This window comes from Paracoccus shandongensis (genome assembly GCF_017315735.1).
Lineage (GTDB): Bacteria > Pseudomonadota > Alphaproteobacteria > Rhodobacterales > Rhodobacteraceae > Paracoccus > Paracoccus shandongensis.
On sequence record NZ_JAFLRK010000002.1, the window covers coordinates 24,000 to 40,666 of the forward strand.

Below are 16,667 nucleotides of genomic sequence, written 5' to 3' on the forward strand. Positions count from 1 at the left end.
CCGCCGGGGGAAAGGTCAATCGGGCGTCATTCGCAGGATGCCCGCCTGCCGCGCCAGACAAGGGGCATTGCCGACGGATTGGGCTGCTTGCTTACGCCCCGGGCAATCCTTGGATCAATGTGCCGCCGCCTGCAGCAGCCTGCGCCGGGCGGGGGGGATCGCCCGGATCTCGACCCCGGTGAAGACATGCATGGTCCGCAGGGCGGGGTCCACGACGGCGTGGTCGCTGACCCATCCGCCAAGCGCCAGATAGCTGCGCAGCAGGGGCGGCATCGCGGCCATGGCGCGGCGGGGGTCGGGCTGGCCCGACCGCTGCGCGCGGGCGAAGCGGAACACATGGGGCGCCTTGATGCGCGGCCACCAGCGGCGCGGGGCCAGGTGGCGGGCGCGCAGGACGGCGAAGGCCTCGGCATGGGCGGCAGGCTCGGTCCCGATGAACGAGGAGCAGCCGAACAGCATCTGCACGCCGGTTTCCTCGACCAGGCGGGTCAGGGCGGCCCAGGCGGTGCGGATGATGTCGGGATCGCGCAGCGCCGGGTGGACGCAGAAGCGCCCGATTTCCAGCATGGGGGCGTCAAAGGCCTCCAGCGCCGACAGGTCATAGAACTGCGCCGAATAGCTGCGGGCGATGCCGCCCCCGTCCGCCAGCGGCAGGAAGCGGAAGCAGCAGGCCAGATGGCCCGTCGCCGCGTCCTCGACCAGCATGTGGCGGCAGCGGGCGTCGAGGGCGTCGGTGTCCAGCTGCGCGCCGTCGTCCGCCGCGCCGCTCCGGGCGACAAAGCACAGCCAGCGCAGGCGCTGCGCGGCGCGCAGGTCGCCCGGGGTCTCGGCCAGCCGGGCCAGATACCGGCCTTTTCGCAATGGTTGCATGGGGCGCCTTTTAATCATCCTTAACGATCCTAGCGCCATGTCGGGGCGAAAGTCCGGAAAATCTAGTCCCCGGCCCGGTCGCCTAGCACGTCCTCGACATAGATGCGCTTGACCAGGATGATCGAGACCAGCAGCAGGGGCGTCGCCAGCACCACCCCGGCAAAGCCGAACAGGCTGCCGAAGGCCAGGATCGCCAGCACCGTCAGCGCGGGCGGCAGGTCGGCGGCGAAACGCTGGATCAGGGGCATCAGCAGGTTGCCTTCCAGTTGCTGAACGACCACGAACAGCACCGCGACCCAGACGGCCAGGTCGAAGCCCTGGGTCATCGCGAACAGCACGGCGGGGATGCCCGACAGGAAGGGGCCCACCACGGGGATGATGTTGGTCAGCCCGGCGATCAGCCCCAGCACCAGGGCCAGCGGCACCCCCAGCAGCCACAGCCCAAGGCCCGTGACCAGGGCCACCAGCACCATGTCCAGCGCCTGTCCCCCCATCCAGCGGCCCAGGGCGCGCCCCAGTTCGTCGGCGATCCCGGCCGCGCGGGCCCGATAGGACGGTGGCACCAGCCGCAGCGCGCCGCCCCGATACATGGGCGCGTCCAGCGCCAGGAAGATCGCCACCGTCACCAGCAGCACCCCGTTCGCCAGGCTGCCGAAGACCGTGGTCAGCGTCCCCGTCAGATAGCCGAAGACCGAGGGCAGGCTGCCCGTCGGCGCGGCACCACCCCCTTCCTGGGCATTTTCGATCCGCCGTTCCAGGAACTGGCCGACGGGGCTGTCGCCCAGCCAGTTTTCCACCTGCCGCCAAGCGTCGGGCAGGCTGCCGATCAGCTGCCGGAACTGGTCCGAGATCGACGGCCCCGCCCAGGCCACGATCCCGAGAATGGCCAGGGTGGCGGCCAGGGCGCAGAGCAGCACCCCCGGCTTGACGCCAAGGCCCGCCCGCCGGTGCAGGAACGCCGCCCCCGCCCGCAGCGCGATGGCGATCAGGATCGCGCCGAAGCCCATCAGCAGCACGTTCGACCATTGCCAGGCGGCGGCCAGCAGCAGCGCCGCGGCGAAGGCCACGGCAACGGGGCCGGGCCGCAGGCGGGGCTGCGGGACGGGGGCTTGGGCTGTGGGACGGTCGGTCATGCGGGGGCCTTTCGTCTGGGTCGCGCGCATCATGCCTGCCTTGCCCGCAGATACCATCCCTGATAACCGGGCGCGGATTTCATGACCGGCGGGGTTGGCCCGCCTGCCACAGCAAGGGGATGCCTCCATGGCCATCGAACGCACGCTTTCCATCATCAAGCCCGACGCCACCCGCCGCAACCTGACCGGCAAGATCAACGCCAAGTTCGAGGACGCGGGCCTGCGCATCGTCGCGCAAAAGCGCATCAAGCTGTCGGCCGAGCAGGCGGGCAAGTTCTACGAAGTCCACAAGGACCGCCCCTTCTATGGCGAACTGGTCGAGTTCATGGCATCCGAACCCGTCGTCGTGCAGGTTCTGGAAGGCGAGAACGCCATTGCCAAGAACCGCGAAGTGATGGGCGCGACCAACCCCGCCCAGGCCGACGCGGGCACCATCCGCAAGGAATTCGCCCTCTCGGTCGGCGAGAACTCGGTCCACGGGTCCGACGCGCCGGAAACGGCCAAGGAGGAGATCGCGTTCTTCTTCTCGGGGCTGGAATTGGTCGGCTGATCGCCTGACGGATGTGATGCGGAAAGGGGCCTTCGCGGCCCCTTTTTCATGCGGGGCGGGCGCTTCACGCCCCCCTCGGGTCGGGCGCCTGCCTTTCGTGTTCATGGAGCGGCACCGTCTTTTGTGGCACCGTCACACGAAGGGCGGGGGAAATGCGGTGCATTTCCTGATCCCGCCCGTTCACTCGCAAGGCGCGGCACCGGCCCCCGGCCTGTCCCTGCCGAAGCTGCCCAGGATCAGGTCGCGCAAGCGGTCCATGGGCAAGGCCTCTCCGCCGGGCGGGATCAAGCCGCAGGCCAGCCCCCAGGCGGCGGCCCGGTCCACCAGCGGGGCGGGGCCGATCAGGTGCAGCACGGTGTCGCGCCGGTCGTCCCCCGCGATGTCGGGCGCGGCCTGGTGGTCGCCCAGCACGATCAGCAGCGGCGGATCGGCGGCATGGCGCAGGGCATAGTCCATGACCGTGGCCAGGGAATAATCCAGGGCCTCGCGGTATTGGCGGCGCACGCGGGCGGGGTCGCGCCAGACGACCTCGGGCGGATCGCCCGCCACAGCCATGGCGTCGAAGACCCGGCCGTCGCCCAGCCGGTCCCAGTCCAGAAGGCGCGGCACCGGAACCCAGGGCGCGTGGGACGAGATCAGCGCGACCTGCGCGAACAGGCGCGGCTGGCCCGGCTGCCCGCGCAGCAGCCGGTCTGCGGCCGCCAGCGTGAACTGGTCGGGCATCGTCACCCAGTTGAAGGGCTGGCCGCGATAGCCCAGGTCGGCGGCGGCAAGGATTTGGTCAAAGCCCAGGGCGCGGGCCTCGGGCCATGGCCGGGTGATCGCGGGCATCACCGCCGCCGTGCGAAAGCCCGCGCGGCGCGCATGGTGGAACAGCCCCGCGCGCCCGCTGGCGAGGGCCGCGCGATAGCGCGCCTGGTCGTCGATCCACAGCCCGCTGGCGAAGGTCGCATGGGACAGCCAGCTTTGCCCGCCTTGCGTCGGCGCCGCGACAAAGCCCGACCGCATGGCAAGGCCCGCCGCCCGAAGCCGGGCCTGCGCCCGCCGCAGCGTCTCCCCGTGCCGGGCGGCATAGAACGGCGTGTCGAAGCTGGCCCGGCCATAGCTTTCGACAAAGATCACGATCACGTCGCGGTCGATCGCCTCCAGCAGGCTGGGGACGCCCGCGAAGGGATCAAGGGCGCTGGCCCGGCGCAAATCCCGCAGATCGGCCCGCATCTGGCGCGCCTCGGCGATCTTTTGAACGGCATAAGCGCCGTTGCGGGGGCCGGGATGGCCCAAGGCGAAGGCAAGGGCGGCCAGGGCCGCCGCCAACGGCACGGCCTGCCGGGGCCGCAGCCGGGCCAGGATCCCGCAGGCCCACCACAACCCCACGGCAAGCGCGCCCGCCAGGGCCACGGCACCCCCCGCAACCGCCACCGCTGCGGACGTGCCGAAGGCGCCCGCCAGAACCTCGAACCCGGATCCGATCAGCGGCAGGTCCGCAGCGGGGGCGAAGGGCCTGCCAAGCACATGCCCCATGCAAAGGTCGGCCAGCTTCTGCACGGCCAGCAGCCACAGGGCCAGGGTCGCGGCGACCCGCCCGGCAAGGCCCAGGCAGGCCAGCGCCAGCACCAGGACCGGCAGGTCCACGGCCACGGCCAGCCATGCCCCGCCGGGCCATGCGGGGGCCCTGGGCAGCGCCAGCACGGCATGGACCGCCAGGATCGCCCCGGCAAGGCGGGGCCAGGACGGCGGCCTCACCCCCGCCGCCTGTGCAGCCACAGGATGTCGCGGCCAAAGGACCACAGCACCACGGCAAGGGTCAGGCGCGCCAGCCACAGCGCCTGCGCCTCGGCCAGCACGGGGGTTTGCAGCAGGATCAGCGCCGCCAGCTGCGCCACGCAGACCGCCTTGCGCCCCAAGCGCGGCGGCAGGTCGGCCTGCAGCCAGGGCAGGGCCCGCCCCGCCGCGACAAAGGCGTATCGGGCCAGGCCCAGCAGCAGCACCTCGGGGCCCAGGGCCGTGCCGACCCAGGCGTGCAGGGCCAGGACCAGGGCCATGGCGGCATCGACCTCCATGTCGAAACGGGCGCCGAAGCGCGACACCAGCCCCGTGCGCCGCGCCAGCCAGCCGTCGGCCCCATCCAGCGCCAGGGCCAGCCCGGCGACCAAGGCAACCCCCCAGCCTGCGCCCCGGTCCTCGATCAGCGGGGCCAGCAGGGCGCAGACCAGCGCCGCGCGCAGCAGCGTGACCATGTTGCAGGCGCCCATGCGGGCATGGGGATAATGCCGCCGCATCAGGATGCCGATGCCCGCCGCGGCCACAAGAAAGCCCGCCGCTGCCCCGGCCGGGGACGCCCCGCTTGCGCCAAGCGCCTGTGCCGTCGCCGCCACCAGCACCACCCCCGCCGTCGTGGACAGCGCAAGGCCCGCCCCGACCCTTGCCGCAGGCAGGGCGGGACAAAGCGGCGGAACGGGCGAGGACTTGCGCATCACCGAAGCCTAGGGCAAGCGCGGCACGGGTCAACAGCCTGACGCGGACCGGGGCGCGCCGCCGCCCTGATGAATTTTTCTTGAACAGCCCCGCCTCCGGGCGCATATCCCTGCGGATGTCGCAATCGGAGTGCCGGAATGGCCAGCGAAGAAGCCGCAACCAGCCCCTCTGCGGCGGATCATGCGCGTGAACCCCATGTCCCGTCGAAGCTGACGCCCGCCCTTGTGCTGGCCTGCCTGGGCGTCGTCTATGGCGATATCGGCACCTCGCCGCTTTACGCGCTGCGCGAATCGCTTGTCCACGCGCATGAGGAAGGCCTGCCCGAAACCTCGGTCATCGGCATCGTGTCGCTGCTGTTCTGGACGGTGGTGCTGATCGTGACAGTGAAATACGTCATCCTGATCCTGCGCGCCGACAACAACGGCGAAGGCGGCACCCTGTCGCTGGTCGCCAAGGCGCAGGGCGCGCTGAAGGTCGGCCCCGAGGCCCGGCGCCGGCGGCTGCTGTTGTTGCTGGGGATCGTGGGCGTGTCGCTGTTCTTCGGCGACAGCATGATCACGCCCGCGATCTCGGTCCTGTCGGCGGTCGAGGGGCTGACCCTGGTCCAGCCCGCCTTCCAGCCCTGGGTGGTGCCGGTCACGGTGGTGATCGTGGTCGCCCTGTTCTGGGTCCAGAGCGGCGGCACCGCCCGGATCGCCCGGCTGTTCGGGCCGGTCATGCTGGTGTGGTTTTCCACCATGGCGGTCCTGGGGCTGACCCATATCGCCGACGACGCGCGCATCCTTCATGCGCTGAACCCGCTGCGCGCGGCGGGTTTCCTGACCCGTTACGGCATGGCCGCGCTGCCGGTGCTGGGATCGGTCTTCCTGGCCGTCACCGGGGCCGAGGCGCTTTATGCCGACATGGGCCATTTCGGCCGCAGCGCCATCCGCACCGCCTGGAGCGCGCTGGTCTTTCCCGCCTTGGCGCTGTCCTATCTGGGCCAGGGCGCCATGGTGCTGGCCCATCCCGAAACCCTGTCGAACCCCTTCTTCCTGATGGCGCCCGAATGGTTCCTGGTGCCCCTGGTGATCCTGGCGACGGCGGCCACGGTGATCGCCTCGCAGGCGGTGATCTCGGGCGCGTTCTCGGTCGCGGCGCAGGCGGTGCAGATGGGCCTTCTGCCGCGCCTGCACATCAAGTACACCTCGGACACGCAGGCGGGCCAGATCTACCTGCCCAAGGTCAACGCGGTCCTGCTGGTGGGCGTTGTGGCGCTGGTGCTGGCCTTCGGGTCGTCCGCGCGGCTGGCCAGCGCCTATGGCATCGCGGTGACGGGCGACATGGTCATCACCTCGGTCTTGGCGGTGATCGTGTTCCGCTGGTCGTGGAACTGGTCCTGGCCGCTGGTCGCCCTGGTGATGGTGCCGGTCCTGGGGATCGAGCTGATCTTCTTTTCGGCCAACCTGATGAAGCTTCTGGACGGCGGCTATATCCCGCTGATCTTCGCCGCCTGGGCCATCGCCATGATGGTGATCTGGGTCGAGGGGATGCGCCGCCTGCAGGACAAGCTGGCCACCGAAAGCATCGCCATGGACCTGCTGGCGGGCAAGCTGTCGAAATCGCCCCCGGTGATCGTGCCGGGCACGGCGGTCTTCCTGACGGCCGATCCCATGGTCGCCCCGCCCGCGCTGCTGCACAACCTGAAACACAACCGCGTCCTGCACGAGCGCAACTTCATCGTGAAGGTCGAAAGCGCCACCACCCCCCGTGTCCCTGACGACGCCCGCCTGCGCCTTGAGGCCATCGCCCCCGGTTTCTGGCGGGCCTGGCTGTCCTTTGGCTACATGGAGCAGCCCAACGTCCCCCGCGCCCTGGCCGAGGCCAAGCGCGAGGGCCTGAAGTTCGACATCATGTCCACCTCGTTCTTCCTGAACCGCCGCACGCTGCGGGGGGGCAAGGGCACGCTGATGCCCCACTGGATGAGCCGGATTTTTGTCAGGCTGTATCGGTCGGCGGCCGAGCCGACGAACTACTATCGGTTGCCGTCGAACCGGGTGGTGGAGCTGGGGCAGCAGAAGAATATTTGAGGGGTGGAGCGAACCTAGATAGCACCATCGGTGAGGAATTACCCGCTGTCTGCACTGAGAGCTTGATCCACGGGCCCGAGCGTATCCTAGATAGCAAAGAGGATAATGCAATCTCCTTCTCGAGACTTGAATCTGACCAGATGATTGTCCAGAGGGAAGGAGCCGGAGAGGCTCTTTTTTGTTTGATAGAACTGGCGAACAGGAATGCTAATGTGTTAGCAAAGTAAGCAACCGTCGTGCCGCCAAGTAAATGAGAGTTTTTCATGCCTGATGAACTTACTACAGAAATTCTAATGAAGTGTCTTATTGGACTTAAGGGGCGAGCTGAACGGCTAGAGGCTGATCAGGTGGTCGAGTCTTTTTCTACTGTTGGTCCTTTGCTTGATCTAATATCTACGGAAGATCATTAAGTGATATTTGGAAGAAGGGGAACTGGAAAGACGCACGCCTTGAGGTATCTTTACGCAACTCGTGGAGATGTGGGCGACTGCTCAATATTTATTGACATGAGGAACATAGGCTCTGATGGTTCTATATACAATGACCAGAATTTGCCAGTTACGGAACGCGCAACTCGCCTGCTGATAGATACATTAGCATTCATACAGGATGGACTGTTAGATTTCATCATAAATGGCGGAGTCAGTGACATCAACAGTCTTTCGGGCCCCATTGACAGATTGGGAAATGCTATATCTAATGTAAGGGTTACGGGAAACGTTTCAGTAAAAGAAATAGTAACAGAGACTGATAAAAAATCAAAAGGGCTTGGCATCCAATTGTTGTTTGGGGGAAGGCCGAAAGTTGATGCTCATGCAAAACAGGAAGGTTCTAAAACTCTAGAATCTGCTTTATCGAGAGAGTCTACTGGTGCTGAGACGGTGGCCATCCGTTTCCCTCAACTTAGTTCTTCGCTAAGAGACATAGTGAATGCACTTGCAGTAAGACGTGTTTGGATAATTATGGATGAGTGGAGTGCAATTCCTGTTGAATTGCAGCCTTTCCTTGCGGATATGTTAAAGAGAGCATTCTTTAACATACCTCAGATCACTGTAAAAATTGGAGCAATTGAGCATCGAACGAAGTTCTTGCTTGATTCGGGGCCTGATAATGCCATTGGTCTAGAGCTTACTTCTGATATTAGGAGTAATGTTCGTCTTGATGATTATTTGATTTTTGAAAATAATGACGATGCTAGCATAAGATTTTTCAAAGAGTTTTTGTTTCGCCATGTAAAGAGTTATTGCCGTGAAAAGGGTCTGCCTGAACCGGATAGCTCTGACGAAGTCTACCGAAAATCTTTTAACCAGAAAAACTCTTTTGAGGAATTTGTCAAGGCGGCAGAGGGTGTTCCGCGGGATGCCCTCCATATAGCATCTATTTGTGCGCAAAAATCGCTTGCTGGCACAATAGATATTCCGAAGGTTAGAGCTTCAGGACATAGATACTACCAAGAGGACAAGAGTTCTCAGGTGGAAGAGAATCCTGTGCTTCGTGATCTTCTTCAGTTTGTCGTTGATAATTCAATTAGAAGCAAGAAAACGAATGCATTCTTGCTTGAAGTGGGAAAGCGGGACCGGAATGTCGATCTGCTATTTGATCGCCGGCTCGTTCATATTCGCCAGCGAAATGTTTCTTCCAGAGATAATCCGGGAGCGCGTTATCTGCATTACAAAATTGATTACGGATGCTACGTTGATCTCATAGCAACAAAGCAGATGCCGTTAGAGCAGGACTTTTCGAAGGCGATTACTCTCGAGGATATTGCTGAGAATGTTGAGGTTCCAATGGAAAATGATGCGAGGTCTTACAGGCGGTCAATCCTTGACTTATCGCAGTTCTATTCTGCTCATCCTGAATACGCTGCATAATGCCCCCGTAAACCCCCTTCCCCTCCCACCCCCATCCGCGCTATCCCCTCCCGAACCCACACCATCCGAGGAGGCTCCCCATGCGCGCGTTCGTCTTTCCAGGCCAGGGGGCGCAGACCGTCGGCATGGGGCGCGAGATGGCCGAGGTCTACCCAGTTGCGCGCGAGGTGTTCGAGCGGGTGGACGAGGCGCTTGGGGAAAAGCTCTCGGACCTGGTCTGGAACGGGGATATCGAGACGCTGACGCTGACGCAGAACGCGCAGCCGGCGTTGATGGCGGCCTCGATGGCGGCGTTCCGGGCGCTGGAAGCGGAAGGCATCACTATCCGGGACGCGAATTTCGTGGCGGGGCATTCGCTGGGGGAATACTCGGCCCTGTGCGCGGCGGGGGCGCTGACGCTGGAGGATACGGCGCGGCTGCTGCGGCTGCGCGGGCAGGCCATGCAGGAGGCTGTGCCGGTGGGCCAGGGCGCGATGGCCGCGATCCTGGGGCTGGATTTCGCGACCGTGGACCGGATCGCGCGCGAGACGGCGGGCGAGGAGGTCGTGCAGGCCGCCAATGACAACGATCCGGGGCAGGTGGTGATCTCGGGGCACAAGGGCGCGGTGGAACGGGCGGCCGCGGCGATGAAGGAAGCCGGGGCCAAGCGGGCGCTGATGCTGCCGGTCTCGGCCCCGTTCCATTCGGTGCTGATGCAGCCTGCGGCGGCGGTGATGGCCGAGGCGCTGGCGGGGGTGGACATCCAGCCCCCCGCCGTCCCGCTGATCGCCAATGTCCGGGCCGAGGCGGTGACGGAACCCGGCGCGATCCGGCGGCTGCTGGTGGAACAGGTGACGGGCACCGTGCGCTGGCGCGAATCCATCGCCAACCTGGCGGGGGCGGGCGTGACCGAGTTCTGGGAAATCGGCGCGGGCAAGGCGCTGTCGGGGATGATCAAGCGCATCGCCAAGGACGCGGTGGTCCGCAATGTCGGCGCCCCTGCGGATATCGCGGCGCTGAAGGGCTGACGCCTTTTGGGTATTTGGACAACGAAGAAGGAACGGCCATGTTCGATCTGACAGGCAAGACGGCCCTGGTGACAGGCGCATCGGGCGGCATCGGCGGCGCCATCGCGGCGGCGCTGCACGCGGCGGGCGCCACCGTGGCCCTGTCCGGCACGCGCGAGGGACCGTTGCACGACTTGGCCGCGACCTTGGGAGAGCGCGCCCATGTCGTGCCCGCCAACCTGTCGGAGCCCGAGGCGGCGGCCGGGCTGATCAAGGACGCGGCGGGGGCCATGGGATCCGTGGATATCCTGGTCAACAATGCGGGCATCACGCGCGACAACCTGTTCATGCGCATGTCGGACGAGGAATGGGCGCAGGTGCTGGAGGTCAACCTGACCAGCGTGTTCCGCCTGTCGCGCGCGGCGCTGCGCGGCATGATGAAGGCCCGCTGGGGGCGGATCGTCAACATCACCTCGGTCGTGGGGGCCACGGGCAATCCGGGGCAGGGCAACTATGCCGCGGCCAAGGCGGGGCTTGTGGGCATGTCGAAGTCGCTGGCCTATGAGGTGGCATCCCGCGGCATCACCGTGAACTGCGTGGCGCCCGGCTTTATCGCCACGGCCATGACCGACAAGCTGACCCCTGACCAGAAGGGCAAGATCCTGGGCCAGATCCCCGCGGGCCGCATGGGCGCGCCCGAGGAGATCGCGGCGGCGGTGCTGTATCTGTCCAGCCCCGAGGCCGGATATGTCACCGGTGCCACGCTGCATGTGAACGGCGGCATGGCGATGGTCTGAGGCCGCCGCTTTCCAAGCAAAAGCGGTTGCAACAGGGCAAGCGGGTGCTATATCCCGGGCCTTGAGCAGCAGGGAAACCGCCCTGTGCCGAAGCGGATTATATTCGCGGATAAAATTGGGCGGATGCCCGCGAGAATGAGGATGTGACATGAGCGATATCGCTGATCGCGTGAAGAAGATCGTGGTCGAGCATCTGGGCGTCGAGGAGGACAAGGTGGTCGAATCCGCGTCCTTCATCGACGACCTGGGGGCCGACAGCCTCGACACCGTCGAGCTGGTCATGGCGTTCGAGGAAGAATTCGGGATCGAGATCCCGGACGATGCCGCCGAAACCATCCAGACCGTCGGCGACGCGGTGACCTTCATCAAGGGCGCGGTCTGAGCCGCATCCGCCGATCACCGGCAGTTTCCGAAACGGCGTCCTTGCACCAGCAGGGACGCCGTTTTCCATTGGGGGCGCGGCCCTTGCCGGAACCGGGCGCGGCGGCGGGCCGTTGGGCCGCGCGACATGAAACGGAAGGAGCCGATCATGGCTGTCGAACTGAGGGGCCTGACCGATAACGCCCGCAAGACCTCGATCTCGGAACTGAACGGGCGGCTGGCCGATTCGATCGCGCTGGCGCTGGCGGTCAAGCAGGCGCATTGGAACGTGAAGGGCCGCAATTTCATCGCGGTGCATGAGTTGCTGGACATGCTTCATGCCAACCTGCAAATCCATATCGACACCATGGCCGAGCGCGTGCAGCAACTGGACGGCGTCGCGGTCGGCACGGCGCAAAAGGTGTCAGGGGCCAGCGGCTTGCCCGAATACCCGACCGACCTGACCCGGGCCGAGGATCACATCCGCGCGCTGTGCGACCGCTACCGCGAGCATGGCGAAAAGCTGCGCGCAGCCATCGACGCCACGGACGAGGCGGGCGATGCCGACACCGCCGACATCCTTACCGCCGCCTCGCGCACGGTGGACAAGGACCTGTGGTTCCTGGAAAGCCATCTGGAGTGATGGCCGCCCGGCCCCTTCAGCGGCCCAGCTTGGCGTGGACCTCGTCCAGATCGACCTCGCCCAGGGGCATCTTGTTGTCGGGGTCGTCGAAGTCGTATCGGAACAGCTGGAAATCGTCCTTGTAGATTTCCCAGACCAGGTGCCGCGACAGGTCGTCGAAATAGGCGCTGACCTTGTGGGCGCGCTTGGGGCCATGGCCCTCGGATTCGTTGAAGCGCGGCACGGCGGCCAGATCCACGGGAACGGGCGTCTTGGCCGATCCCAGAACCTGCGCCATGCCGGCGTTGAAGTCTTCCGTGAAGAAGATCCGGTCGTAGCGGCCGCCATTGGCGATAAAGGTGGCGATATGGCCCGACATGGCCGACCAGTGGATGTCGGGCTCCATCGGGCGGCGCCAGCGTATGGTGTCGCGGGCAAACAGCAGGAAACGGCGGAAGCTGGCCACCTGGTCGAAGTCGAAGCCATTGTCGGGGCTGCCCACGTCGATGCCGTATTGCTGCGCCAGTTGCGGCACCAGGTTGCCCCGATAGCGCCGCCCGTTGCGCTGGATCCCGGCGATCTTGTCGAAGAAGGACGACAGGATCCGCGCGTAAGGATTGCGCACGCAGGTGAAGGTGACGGCGTCGTGGCGGGCGACCGCCTTTTCGATCAGCGGCTTGCTGCCGTCCTGCGACCACTTGTGCAGGCCTTCGGTGGAATCGTGAATGTCGCCGTCGAAGAAGCGGCCATGGTCGGAATAGAACATGATCTGTCCAATGGTCGAGCAGGCGCATTTCGGCACCACCCGATAGATCATGCTTTCGCTTTCGGTCATCCAGACACCGGGAAAGCCCATCGTCGGTTCTTCTCCAAGATTGCAGTCCGGCTTGCCGGCACACGTCAAAGGCGTTTACACACCGTTAACAAGACAGGCGCAAGATTTGAACGCCCATCCGACATCATACTCTTTTGACCAGGAATTTGCGCCCCCATGGCCCGTATCGCCTTTATCCTGCTGACGCACAAGGACCCGCAAGGCGTGGTGGACCAGGCGCGGCGCCTGACGGCGACGGGTGACTATGTCGTCATCCATTACGACCGCAGCGCCCCGCCCGAGGAGTATCGCCTGATCCGGCAGGAACTGGCCGACGAGCCGGGCGTGGCCTTCGCGCCGCGGCGGTTCCGCTGCGGGTGGGGGGAATGGTCGCTGGTGGCCTCGACCCTGTCGGCGCTGCGCGAGGCCGAGCGCAGCTTTCCCCAGGCCACGCATTTCTACATGCTGTCGGGCGACTGCATGCCCATCAAATCGGCGGAATATGCGCGCGCCTTCCTGGACCGGGACGACTGCGATTACATCGAATCCTTCGATTTCTTCGACAGCGACTGGATCAAGACCGGCATCAAGGCGGAACGGCTGATCTATCGCCACTGGTTCAACGAACGCAAGAACAAGCGCCTGTTCTATGCCAGCATGGCGGTGCAGCAACGGCTGGGGCTGGACCGCAGGCTGCCCAGGGGCGTGCAGATCATGATCGGGTCGCAATGGTGGTGCCTGCGCCGCCACACGGTCGAGGCGGTGCTGGCGCTGATCGACGAACGCCCCGAGCTGGTCCGGTTCTTCCGCACCACCTGGATCCCGGACGAGACCTTTTTCCAGACCCTTGTCGCCCATGTCGTGCCCAAGGACCAGATCCGCCGCCGATCGCCCACCTGCCTGATGTTCACCGACTACGGGATGCCGGTGACCTTCTACAACGACCATTACGACCTGCTGGTCCGCCAGGATTACCTGTTCGCCCGCAAGATCAGCGCCGAGGCGCAGGATCTGCGCGCCAGGCTGGGCGCGCTTTGGCTGGCCGAGGGGGTGGATTTCGCCATCTCGAACGAGGCGCCGCGCTTGTTCCGCTTCCTGACGGGGCGCGGCCGTGTCGGGCGCCGCTTCGCCCCGCGTTTCTGGGAAGGCCAGGGCATGTCGCGCGACCATGTGATCGGCCTGATCGTCGCCAAGAAATGGCATGTCGCCAAGCGGCTGACGGCGGCCATCCGGGCGCTGACCGACATTCCGGCGGTGGACTACATCTTCAACGAACGCGATGCGGGGCTGCCCGACCTGGGCGGCATCGCCTCGACCGTGGCCAAGCGGGAACGGCACCGCCGGGCGCTTTTGCGGCTGCTGCTGGACGATTTCGGCGCGCAGCGGCTGGTGCTGTGCCTCGATCCTTCCGCCCTGGCGCTGATCGCGGATTTCGCGGGCGACCGGGCGCAGACGCGGGTCCTGTTCATCGACAGCGACTTCGACGAGGCCTATCTGCGCGGCCACATGCGCCGCGTGGGCCTGGCCGGCGAGGGGACGCCTGACGCGGTGATCACCCAACTGCTGCCCATCGTCGAAAGCGACCTGTCCCACGAGGCCGAGCGTCTGCGCGACATGGACTTCGCGCAGTTCGACACTATCGCCCCGGCCCGGCCGGTTGCCGCCAATGCCGAGGCAATCGCGCGCTTTCTGGATATTTCCCCGGCGGTCGCGCATGATCTGGCGCAAACGCCGCATCTGTTCACCGATTGACCACAGGATCGCCTCATGGCCTTCGATTACGACGACACCAACATCTTCGCCCGGATCCTGCGGGGGGAAATCCCCTGCGACACCGTGGCCCAGAACGACCACGCCCTCGCCTTTCGCGACATCCGCCCGCAGGCGCCGGTGCATGTGCTGGTGATTCCCAAGGGCCCCTATGTCAGCTTCGACGATTTCGCGGCCAATGCCTCGGACGCGGAAATCGCGGGCTTCACGCGTCTTTGCGCCGAGGTGTGCCGCAAGGAAGGCGTCGGGCTGGAGGACGGCCAGGGCTTCCGCGCCATCACCAATGCCGGTCCCCATGGCGTGCAGGAGGTGCCGCATTACCACCTGCACATCCTGGGCGGGCGGGCGATGGGGCCGATGCTGTCCCGGCAAGGCTAGGGCGCCTGCCGCCCGGCATAGGCCGCGACCAGGGCCGGAAACTCGGCCGGGTCGGGAAAGCGCGGAAAGCGGCGGCTTGCCCCGGTTTGCGCCCAGGGCAGGGCCGTTTCAGTCCAGCATTCGATGAAGGGCGGCTCGGTCATGGGGTCGTCCAGCAGGGTGATGCGGACATTGACCATGTCGACCAGCATCGGGCCCGCCGTGAACAGCCAGCTGAGGCAGAAGCCGCAGAAATGGTGCTGCAGATCGCCCTTCAGCCCGCCCAGGACCGTCTTGCCCTGGGTGATCCGAAAGGCCGCGCCCGGATAAAGGCCGCTGACGGAATAGGCGCTGGCCGTCATCCTGCGGCAGCCGTCGCAATGGCAGGCCATCGTGACCAGGGCCGCGCCGGTGACGGCGAACCGCACCCGCCCGCAGCGGCAGCCGCCTTGCCGTGTCTCAGGGTCCATCCTCTCCTCCCGGCCGGGTCAGCCCCGCGTCATTTCCACGAACACGTCCTCCAGATCCGGCTGTTCGGTCGCCACGTCCAGGATTGGGATGCCCGCGCCGCGCAGCGCGTCCAGCATCTGGTCGGCCCGGATCCGCGACGGAGGATAGCTGATCGCCAGCCGCCCGTCGCCCCGCCATTCGGGATGCGCCCCGGCGGGCAGGGGCGGCAGGGGGACGCGCCCGCCCGTGTCCAGGACCAGCGTCTTGCCGTCCGCGCGCGACAACAGGCTGCGGGTGTCCTGCCGCACGACCAGGGTGCCGTGGTTGATGATGGCGATCTCGTCGCACATCTGCTCGGCTTCCTCCAGGTAATGGGTGGTCAGGATGATGGTCATGCCCTGGCGGTTGAGGTCGCGGACGTTGTTCCAAAGCATCTCGCGCAGGGTGATGTCCACGCCTGCCGTGGGTTCGTCCAGGACCAGGATCTGCGGGCGATGCACCAGCGCCTTGGCCAGCAGCAGCCGCCGACGCATCCCGCCCGACAGGTTGCGGGCATAGGCATTGGCCTGGTCGGTCAGGCCCACCAGCTCCAGCAACTCGTCCGTCCAGCGTTCCGATTTCGGCACGCCGTAAAGGCCCGCCTGCACCTCGAGGCTGGCGCGGGGGGTGAAGAACGGGTCCATGTTCAACTCCTGCGGCATGACCCCGATCGCCGCGCGCGACTGGCGCGGGTTCACGTCCTGGTCGAAGCCCCAGATCGTGACGCGGCCCGCCGTCTTGTTGACCAGCCCGGCCAGGATGTTGATCAGCGTGGACTTGCCCGCCCCGTTCGGTCCCAGCAGGCCGAAGATGCTACCCGCCGGGATGGTCAGGTCGATCCCCTTCAGCGCCTCCTTGGCGGGGGCGGTGCCTTGGGCGGCATAGGTCTTGCGCAGACCGGCGATGGCGATGGCGTTCGGCATGGTTGGTCCCCCTGTCGGGCTGCGGCGGCTTGCGAAGGCAGGCGGCGCTGCGGTATCACGCGATAAGACCAGATGACGCCCGCCGCCACAAGAAGGCCAGCCATGACGCAATACATCCCGCCGGAAAACTCGCTGTCCACCGAACAGACCGATCTGTCCGAACTGAGGCTGCCGCCGCCCGTGACCCAGACCGTCACCACCTGGAAGGTCGCCTGCGACGGGGACGATGCGGGCGGGCTTGGCCATCCGCGCGTCTGGCTGGCGATTTCCCCGGAAACGGGCTTTGTCGATTGCGGCTATTGCGACAAGCGCTTCGTGATCGACCGCGACCACGCGCATGACGACCACTGAGGGGGCTTCACCCAGGCTTTGACCCCCTGGGCGCCTTGGTTCCCCGGCAGCGGTCCGAACAATAGCGGACCTGGTCCCAGTCCTTCGCCCATTTCCTGCGCCAGGCGAAGGGGCGCCCGCAGCAGGCGCAGATCTTGGTGGGCAAGTCGCCCTTGCGAACCATCCTGGGCATTGCCACCTCATGCGTTCCGCCCGCGCCAAGGCGCGTCTGGAAACGGGCGCGCGATCGT

18 protein-coding genes are annotated in these 16,667 nt (G+C 65.8%); 10 read left to right on the forward strand and 8 right to left on the reverse strand.

What is annotated here, in order from left to right; translation table 11 throughout:
* Positions 1-114: 114 nt before the first annotated feature.
* Together JX613_RS02555 and JX613_RS02560 are read right to left on the reverse strand one after the other, a co-directional pair.
* On the reverse strand, positions 115-870 hold the full coding sequence (locus JX613_RS02555; protein ID WP_207099894.1) for a GNAT family N-acetyltransferase: 756 nt from the start codon (positions 868-870) through the stop codon (positions 115-117).
* A 62-nt stretch (positions 871-932) separates the two neighbouring features.
* Positions 933-2,003, reverse strand: coding sequence for an AI-2E family transporter (locus JX613_RS02560; protein WP_207099895.1), 1,071 nt, complete (start codon positions 2,001-2,003; stop codon positions 933-935).
* A gap of 127 nt (positions 2,004-2,130) precedes the next feature.
* Here JX613_RS02560 and ndk point away from each other — a divergent pair, with 127 nt between their 5' ends.
* Positions 2,131-2,553: a nucleoside-diphosphate kinase gene (gene ndk / locus JX613_RS02565; RefSeq protein ID WP_207099896.1), complete on the forward strand. Its 423-nt coding sequence runs from the start codon at positions 2,131-2,133 to the stop codon at positions 2,551-2,553.
* Between the two features lie 180 nt (positions 2,554-2,733).
* On the opposite strand, the gene JX613_RS02570 is transcribed toward ndk, so the two are convergent.
* Both JX613_RS02570 and JX613_RS02575 read right to left on the reverse strand, forming a co-directional pair.
* Positions 2,734-4,296: an alkaline phosphatase family protein gene (locus JX613_RS02570; RefSeq protein WP_207099897.1), complete on the reverse strand. Its 1,563-nt coding sequence runs from the start codon at positions 4,294-4,296 to the stop codon at positions 2,734-2,736.
* On the reverse strand, positions 4,293-5,027 hold the full coding sequence (locus tag JX613_RS02575) for a CDP-alcohol phosphatidyltransferase family protein (RefSeq protein ID WP_207099898.1): 735 nt from the start codon (positions 5,025-5,027) through the stop codon (positions 4,293-4,295). Before JX613_RS02575 ends, JX613_RS02570 begins: the two co-directional genes overlap by 4 nt.
* A 138-nt stretch (positions 5,028-5,165) precedes the next feature.
* On the opposite strand from JX613_RS02575, the gene JX613_RS02580 reads away from it, so the two are divergent.
* The 6 genes from JX613_RS02580 to dps all read left to right on the forward strand — a co-directional run bounded on the left by JX613_RS02580 (position 5,166) and on the right by dps (position 11,754).
* Positions 5,166-7,097, forward strand: a complete 1,932-nt coding sequence (locus JX613_RS02580) for a potassium transporter Kup (RefSeq protein ID WP_207099899.1) — start codon at positions 5,166-5,168, stop codon at positions 7,095-7,097.
* 410 nt (positions 7,098-7,507) lie between these two features.
* Positions 7,508-8,968, forward strand: coding sequence for a hypothetical protein (locus JX613_RS02585; RefSeq protein ID WP_207099900.1), 1,461 nt, complete (start codon positions 7,508-7,510; stop codon positions 8,966-8,968).
* Positions 8,969-9,048: 80 nt separating this feature from the next.
* On the forward strand, positions 9,049-9,975 hold the full coding sequence (fabD, locus tag JX613_RS02590; RefSeq protein WP_207099901.1) for an ACP S-malonyltransferase: 927 nt from the start codon (positions 9,049-9,051) through the stop codon (positions 9,973-9,975).
* Positions 9,976-10,013: 38 nt separating this feature from the next.
* Positions 10,014-10,751, forward strand: a complete 738-nt coding sequence (fabG, locus tag JX613_RS02595; RefSeq protein ID WP_207099902.1) for a 3-oxoacyl-[acyl-carrier-protein] reductase — start codon at positions 10,014-10,016, stop codon at positions 10,749-10,751.
* Between the two features lie 148 nt (positions 10,752-10,899).
* A complete protein-coding gene (locus JX613_RS02600; protein ID WP_089387089.1) occupies positions 10,900-11,133 on the forward strand; it encodes an acyl carrier protein in 234 nt (77 codons plus the stop codon).
* 147 nt (positions 11,134-11,280) lie between these two features.
* A complete protein-coding gene (gene dps / locus JX613_RS02605; RefSeq protein ID WP_207099903.1) occupies positions 11,281-11,754 on the forward strand; it encodes a DNA starvation/stationary phase protection protein Dps in 474 nt (157 codons plus the stop codon).
* Between the two features lie 16 nt (positions 11,755-11,770).
* On the opposite strand, the gene JX613_RS02610 is transcribed toward dps, so the two are convergent.
* Complete coding sequence (locus JX613_RS02610; protein ID WP_207099904.1) at positions 11,771-12,589, reverse strand: sulfotransferase family protein; 819 nt, start codon at positions 12,587-12,589, stop codon at positions 11,771-11,773.
* Between the two features lie 135 nt (positions 12,590-12,724).
* On the opposite strand from JX613_RS02610, the gene JX613_RS02615 reads away from it, so the two are divergent.
* Positions 12,725-14,299, forward strand: coding sequence for a DUF5928 domain-containing protein (locus JX613_RS02615; RefSeq protein ID WP_207099905.1), 1,575 nt, complete (start codon positions 12,725-12,727; stop codon positions 14,297-14,299).
* 15 nt (positions 14,300-14,314) lie between these two features.
* Entirely contained in the window at positions 14,315-14,695 is a 381-nt protein-coding gene (locus tag JX613_RS02620; RefSeq protein ID WP_207099906.1) for a histidine triad nucleotide-binding protein, read from the forward strand.
* Here JX613_RS02620 and JX613_RS02625 read toward each other — a convergent pair.
* Both JX613_RS02625 and JX613_RS02630 read right to left on the reverse strand, forming a co-directional pair.
* A complete protein-coding gene (locus JX613_RS02625) occupies positions 14,692-15,144 on the reverse strand; it encodes a GFA family protein (protein ID WP_207099907.1) in 453 nt (150 codons plus the stop codon). The genes JX613_RS02620 and JX613_RS02625 overlap by 4 nt on opposite strands.
* A gap of 18 nt (positions 15,145-15,162) precedes the next feature.
* On the reverse strand, positions 15,163-16,086 hold the full coding sequence (locus JX613_RS02630) for an ABC transporter ATP-binding protein (protein WP_207099908.1): 924 nt from the start codon (positions 16,084-16,086) through the stop codon (positions 15,163-15,165).
* Positions 16,087-16,248: 162 nt separating this feature from the next.
* Here JX613_RS02630 and JX613_RS02635 point away from each other — a divergent pair, with 162 nt between their 5' ends.
* The gene (locus JX613_RS02635; RefSeq protein ID WP_237168324.1) at positions 16,249-16,437 is read left to right on the forward strand and encodes a zinc-finger domain-containing protein; all 189 of its coding nucleotides are present in this window, start codon (positions 16,249-16,251) and stop codon (positions 16,435-16,437) included.
* 7 nt (positions 16,438-16,444) lie between these two features.
* Here JX613_RS02635 and JX613_RS02640 read toward each other — a convergent pair whose 3' ends face one another.
* A complete protein-coding gene (locus JX613_RS02640; RefSeq protein ID WP_207099910.1) occupies positions 16,445-16,609 on the reverse strand; it encodes a DUF2256 domain-containing protein in 165 nt (54 codons plus the stop codon).
* Positions 16,610-16,667 lie beyond the last annotated feature (58 nt).

Bases quoted from the DNA above. Each gene is read 5' to 3' on its own strand.
- JX613_RS02560 (WP_207099895.1), bottom strand. From the start codon at position 2,003: ATGACCGACCGTCCCACAGCCCAAGCCCCCGTCCCGCAGCCCCGCCTG.
- dps (WP_207099903.1), top strand. From the start codon at position 11,281: ATGGCTGTCGAACTGAGGGGCCTGACCGATAACGCCCGCAAGACCTCG.
- JX613_RS02555 (WP_207099894.1), bottom strand. From the start codon at position 870: ATGCAACCATTGCGAAAAGGCCGGTATCTGGCCCGGCTGGCCGAGACC.
- JX613_RS02630 (WP_207099908.1), bottom strand. From the start codon at position 16,086: ATGCCGAACGCCATCGCCATCGCCGGTCTGCGCAAGACCTATGCCGCC.
- fabG (WP_207099902.1), top strand. From the start codon at position 10,014: ATGTTCGATCTGACAGGCAAGACGGCCCTGGTGACAGGCGCATCGGGC.
- JX613_RS02600 (WP_089387089.1), top strand. From the start codon at position 10,900: ATGAGCGATATCGCTGATCGCGTGAAGAAGATCGTGGTCGAGCATCTG.
- JX613_RS02580 (WP_207099899.1), top strand. From the start codon at position 5,166: ATGGCCAGCGAAGAAGCCGCAACCAGCCCCTCTGCGGCGGATCATGCG.
- ndk (WP_207099896.1), top strand. From the start codon at position 2,131: ATGGCCATCGAACGCACGCTTTCCATCATCAAGCCCGACGCCACCCGC.
- fabD (WP_207099901.1), top strand. From the start codon at position 9,049: ATGCGCGCGTTCGTCTTTCCAGGCCAGGGGGCGCAGACCGTCGGCATG.
- JX613_RS02625 (WP_207099907.1), bottom strand. From the start codon at position 15,144: ATGGACCCTGAGACACGGCAAGGCGGCTGCCGCTGCGGGCGGGTGCGG.
- JX613_RS02575 (WP_207099898.1), bottom strand. From the start codon at position 5,027: ATGCGCAAGTCCTCGCCCGTTCCGCCGCTTTGTCCCGCCCTGCCTGCG.
- JX613_RS02610 (WP_207099904.1), bottom strand. From the start codon at position 12,589: ATGGGCTTTCCCGGTGTCTGGATGACCGAAAGCGAAAGCATGATCTAT.
- JX613_RS02620 (WP_207099906.1), top strand. From the start codon at position 14,315: ATGGCCTTCGATTACGACGACACCAACATCTTCGCCCGGATCCTGCGG.
- JX613_RS02615 (WP_207099905.1), top strand. From the start codon at position 12,725: ATGGCCCGTATCGCCTTTATCCTGCTGACGCACAAGGACCCGCAAGGC.
- JX613_RS02640 (WP_207099910.1), bottom strand. From the start codon at position 16,609: ATGCCCAGGATGGTTCGCAAGGGCGACTTGCCCACCAAGATCTGCGCC.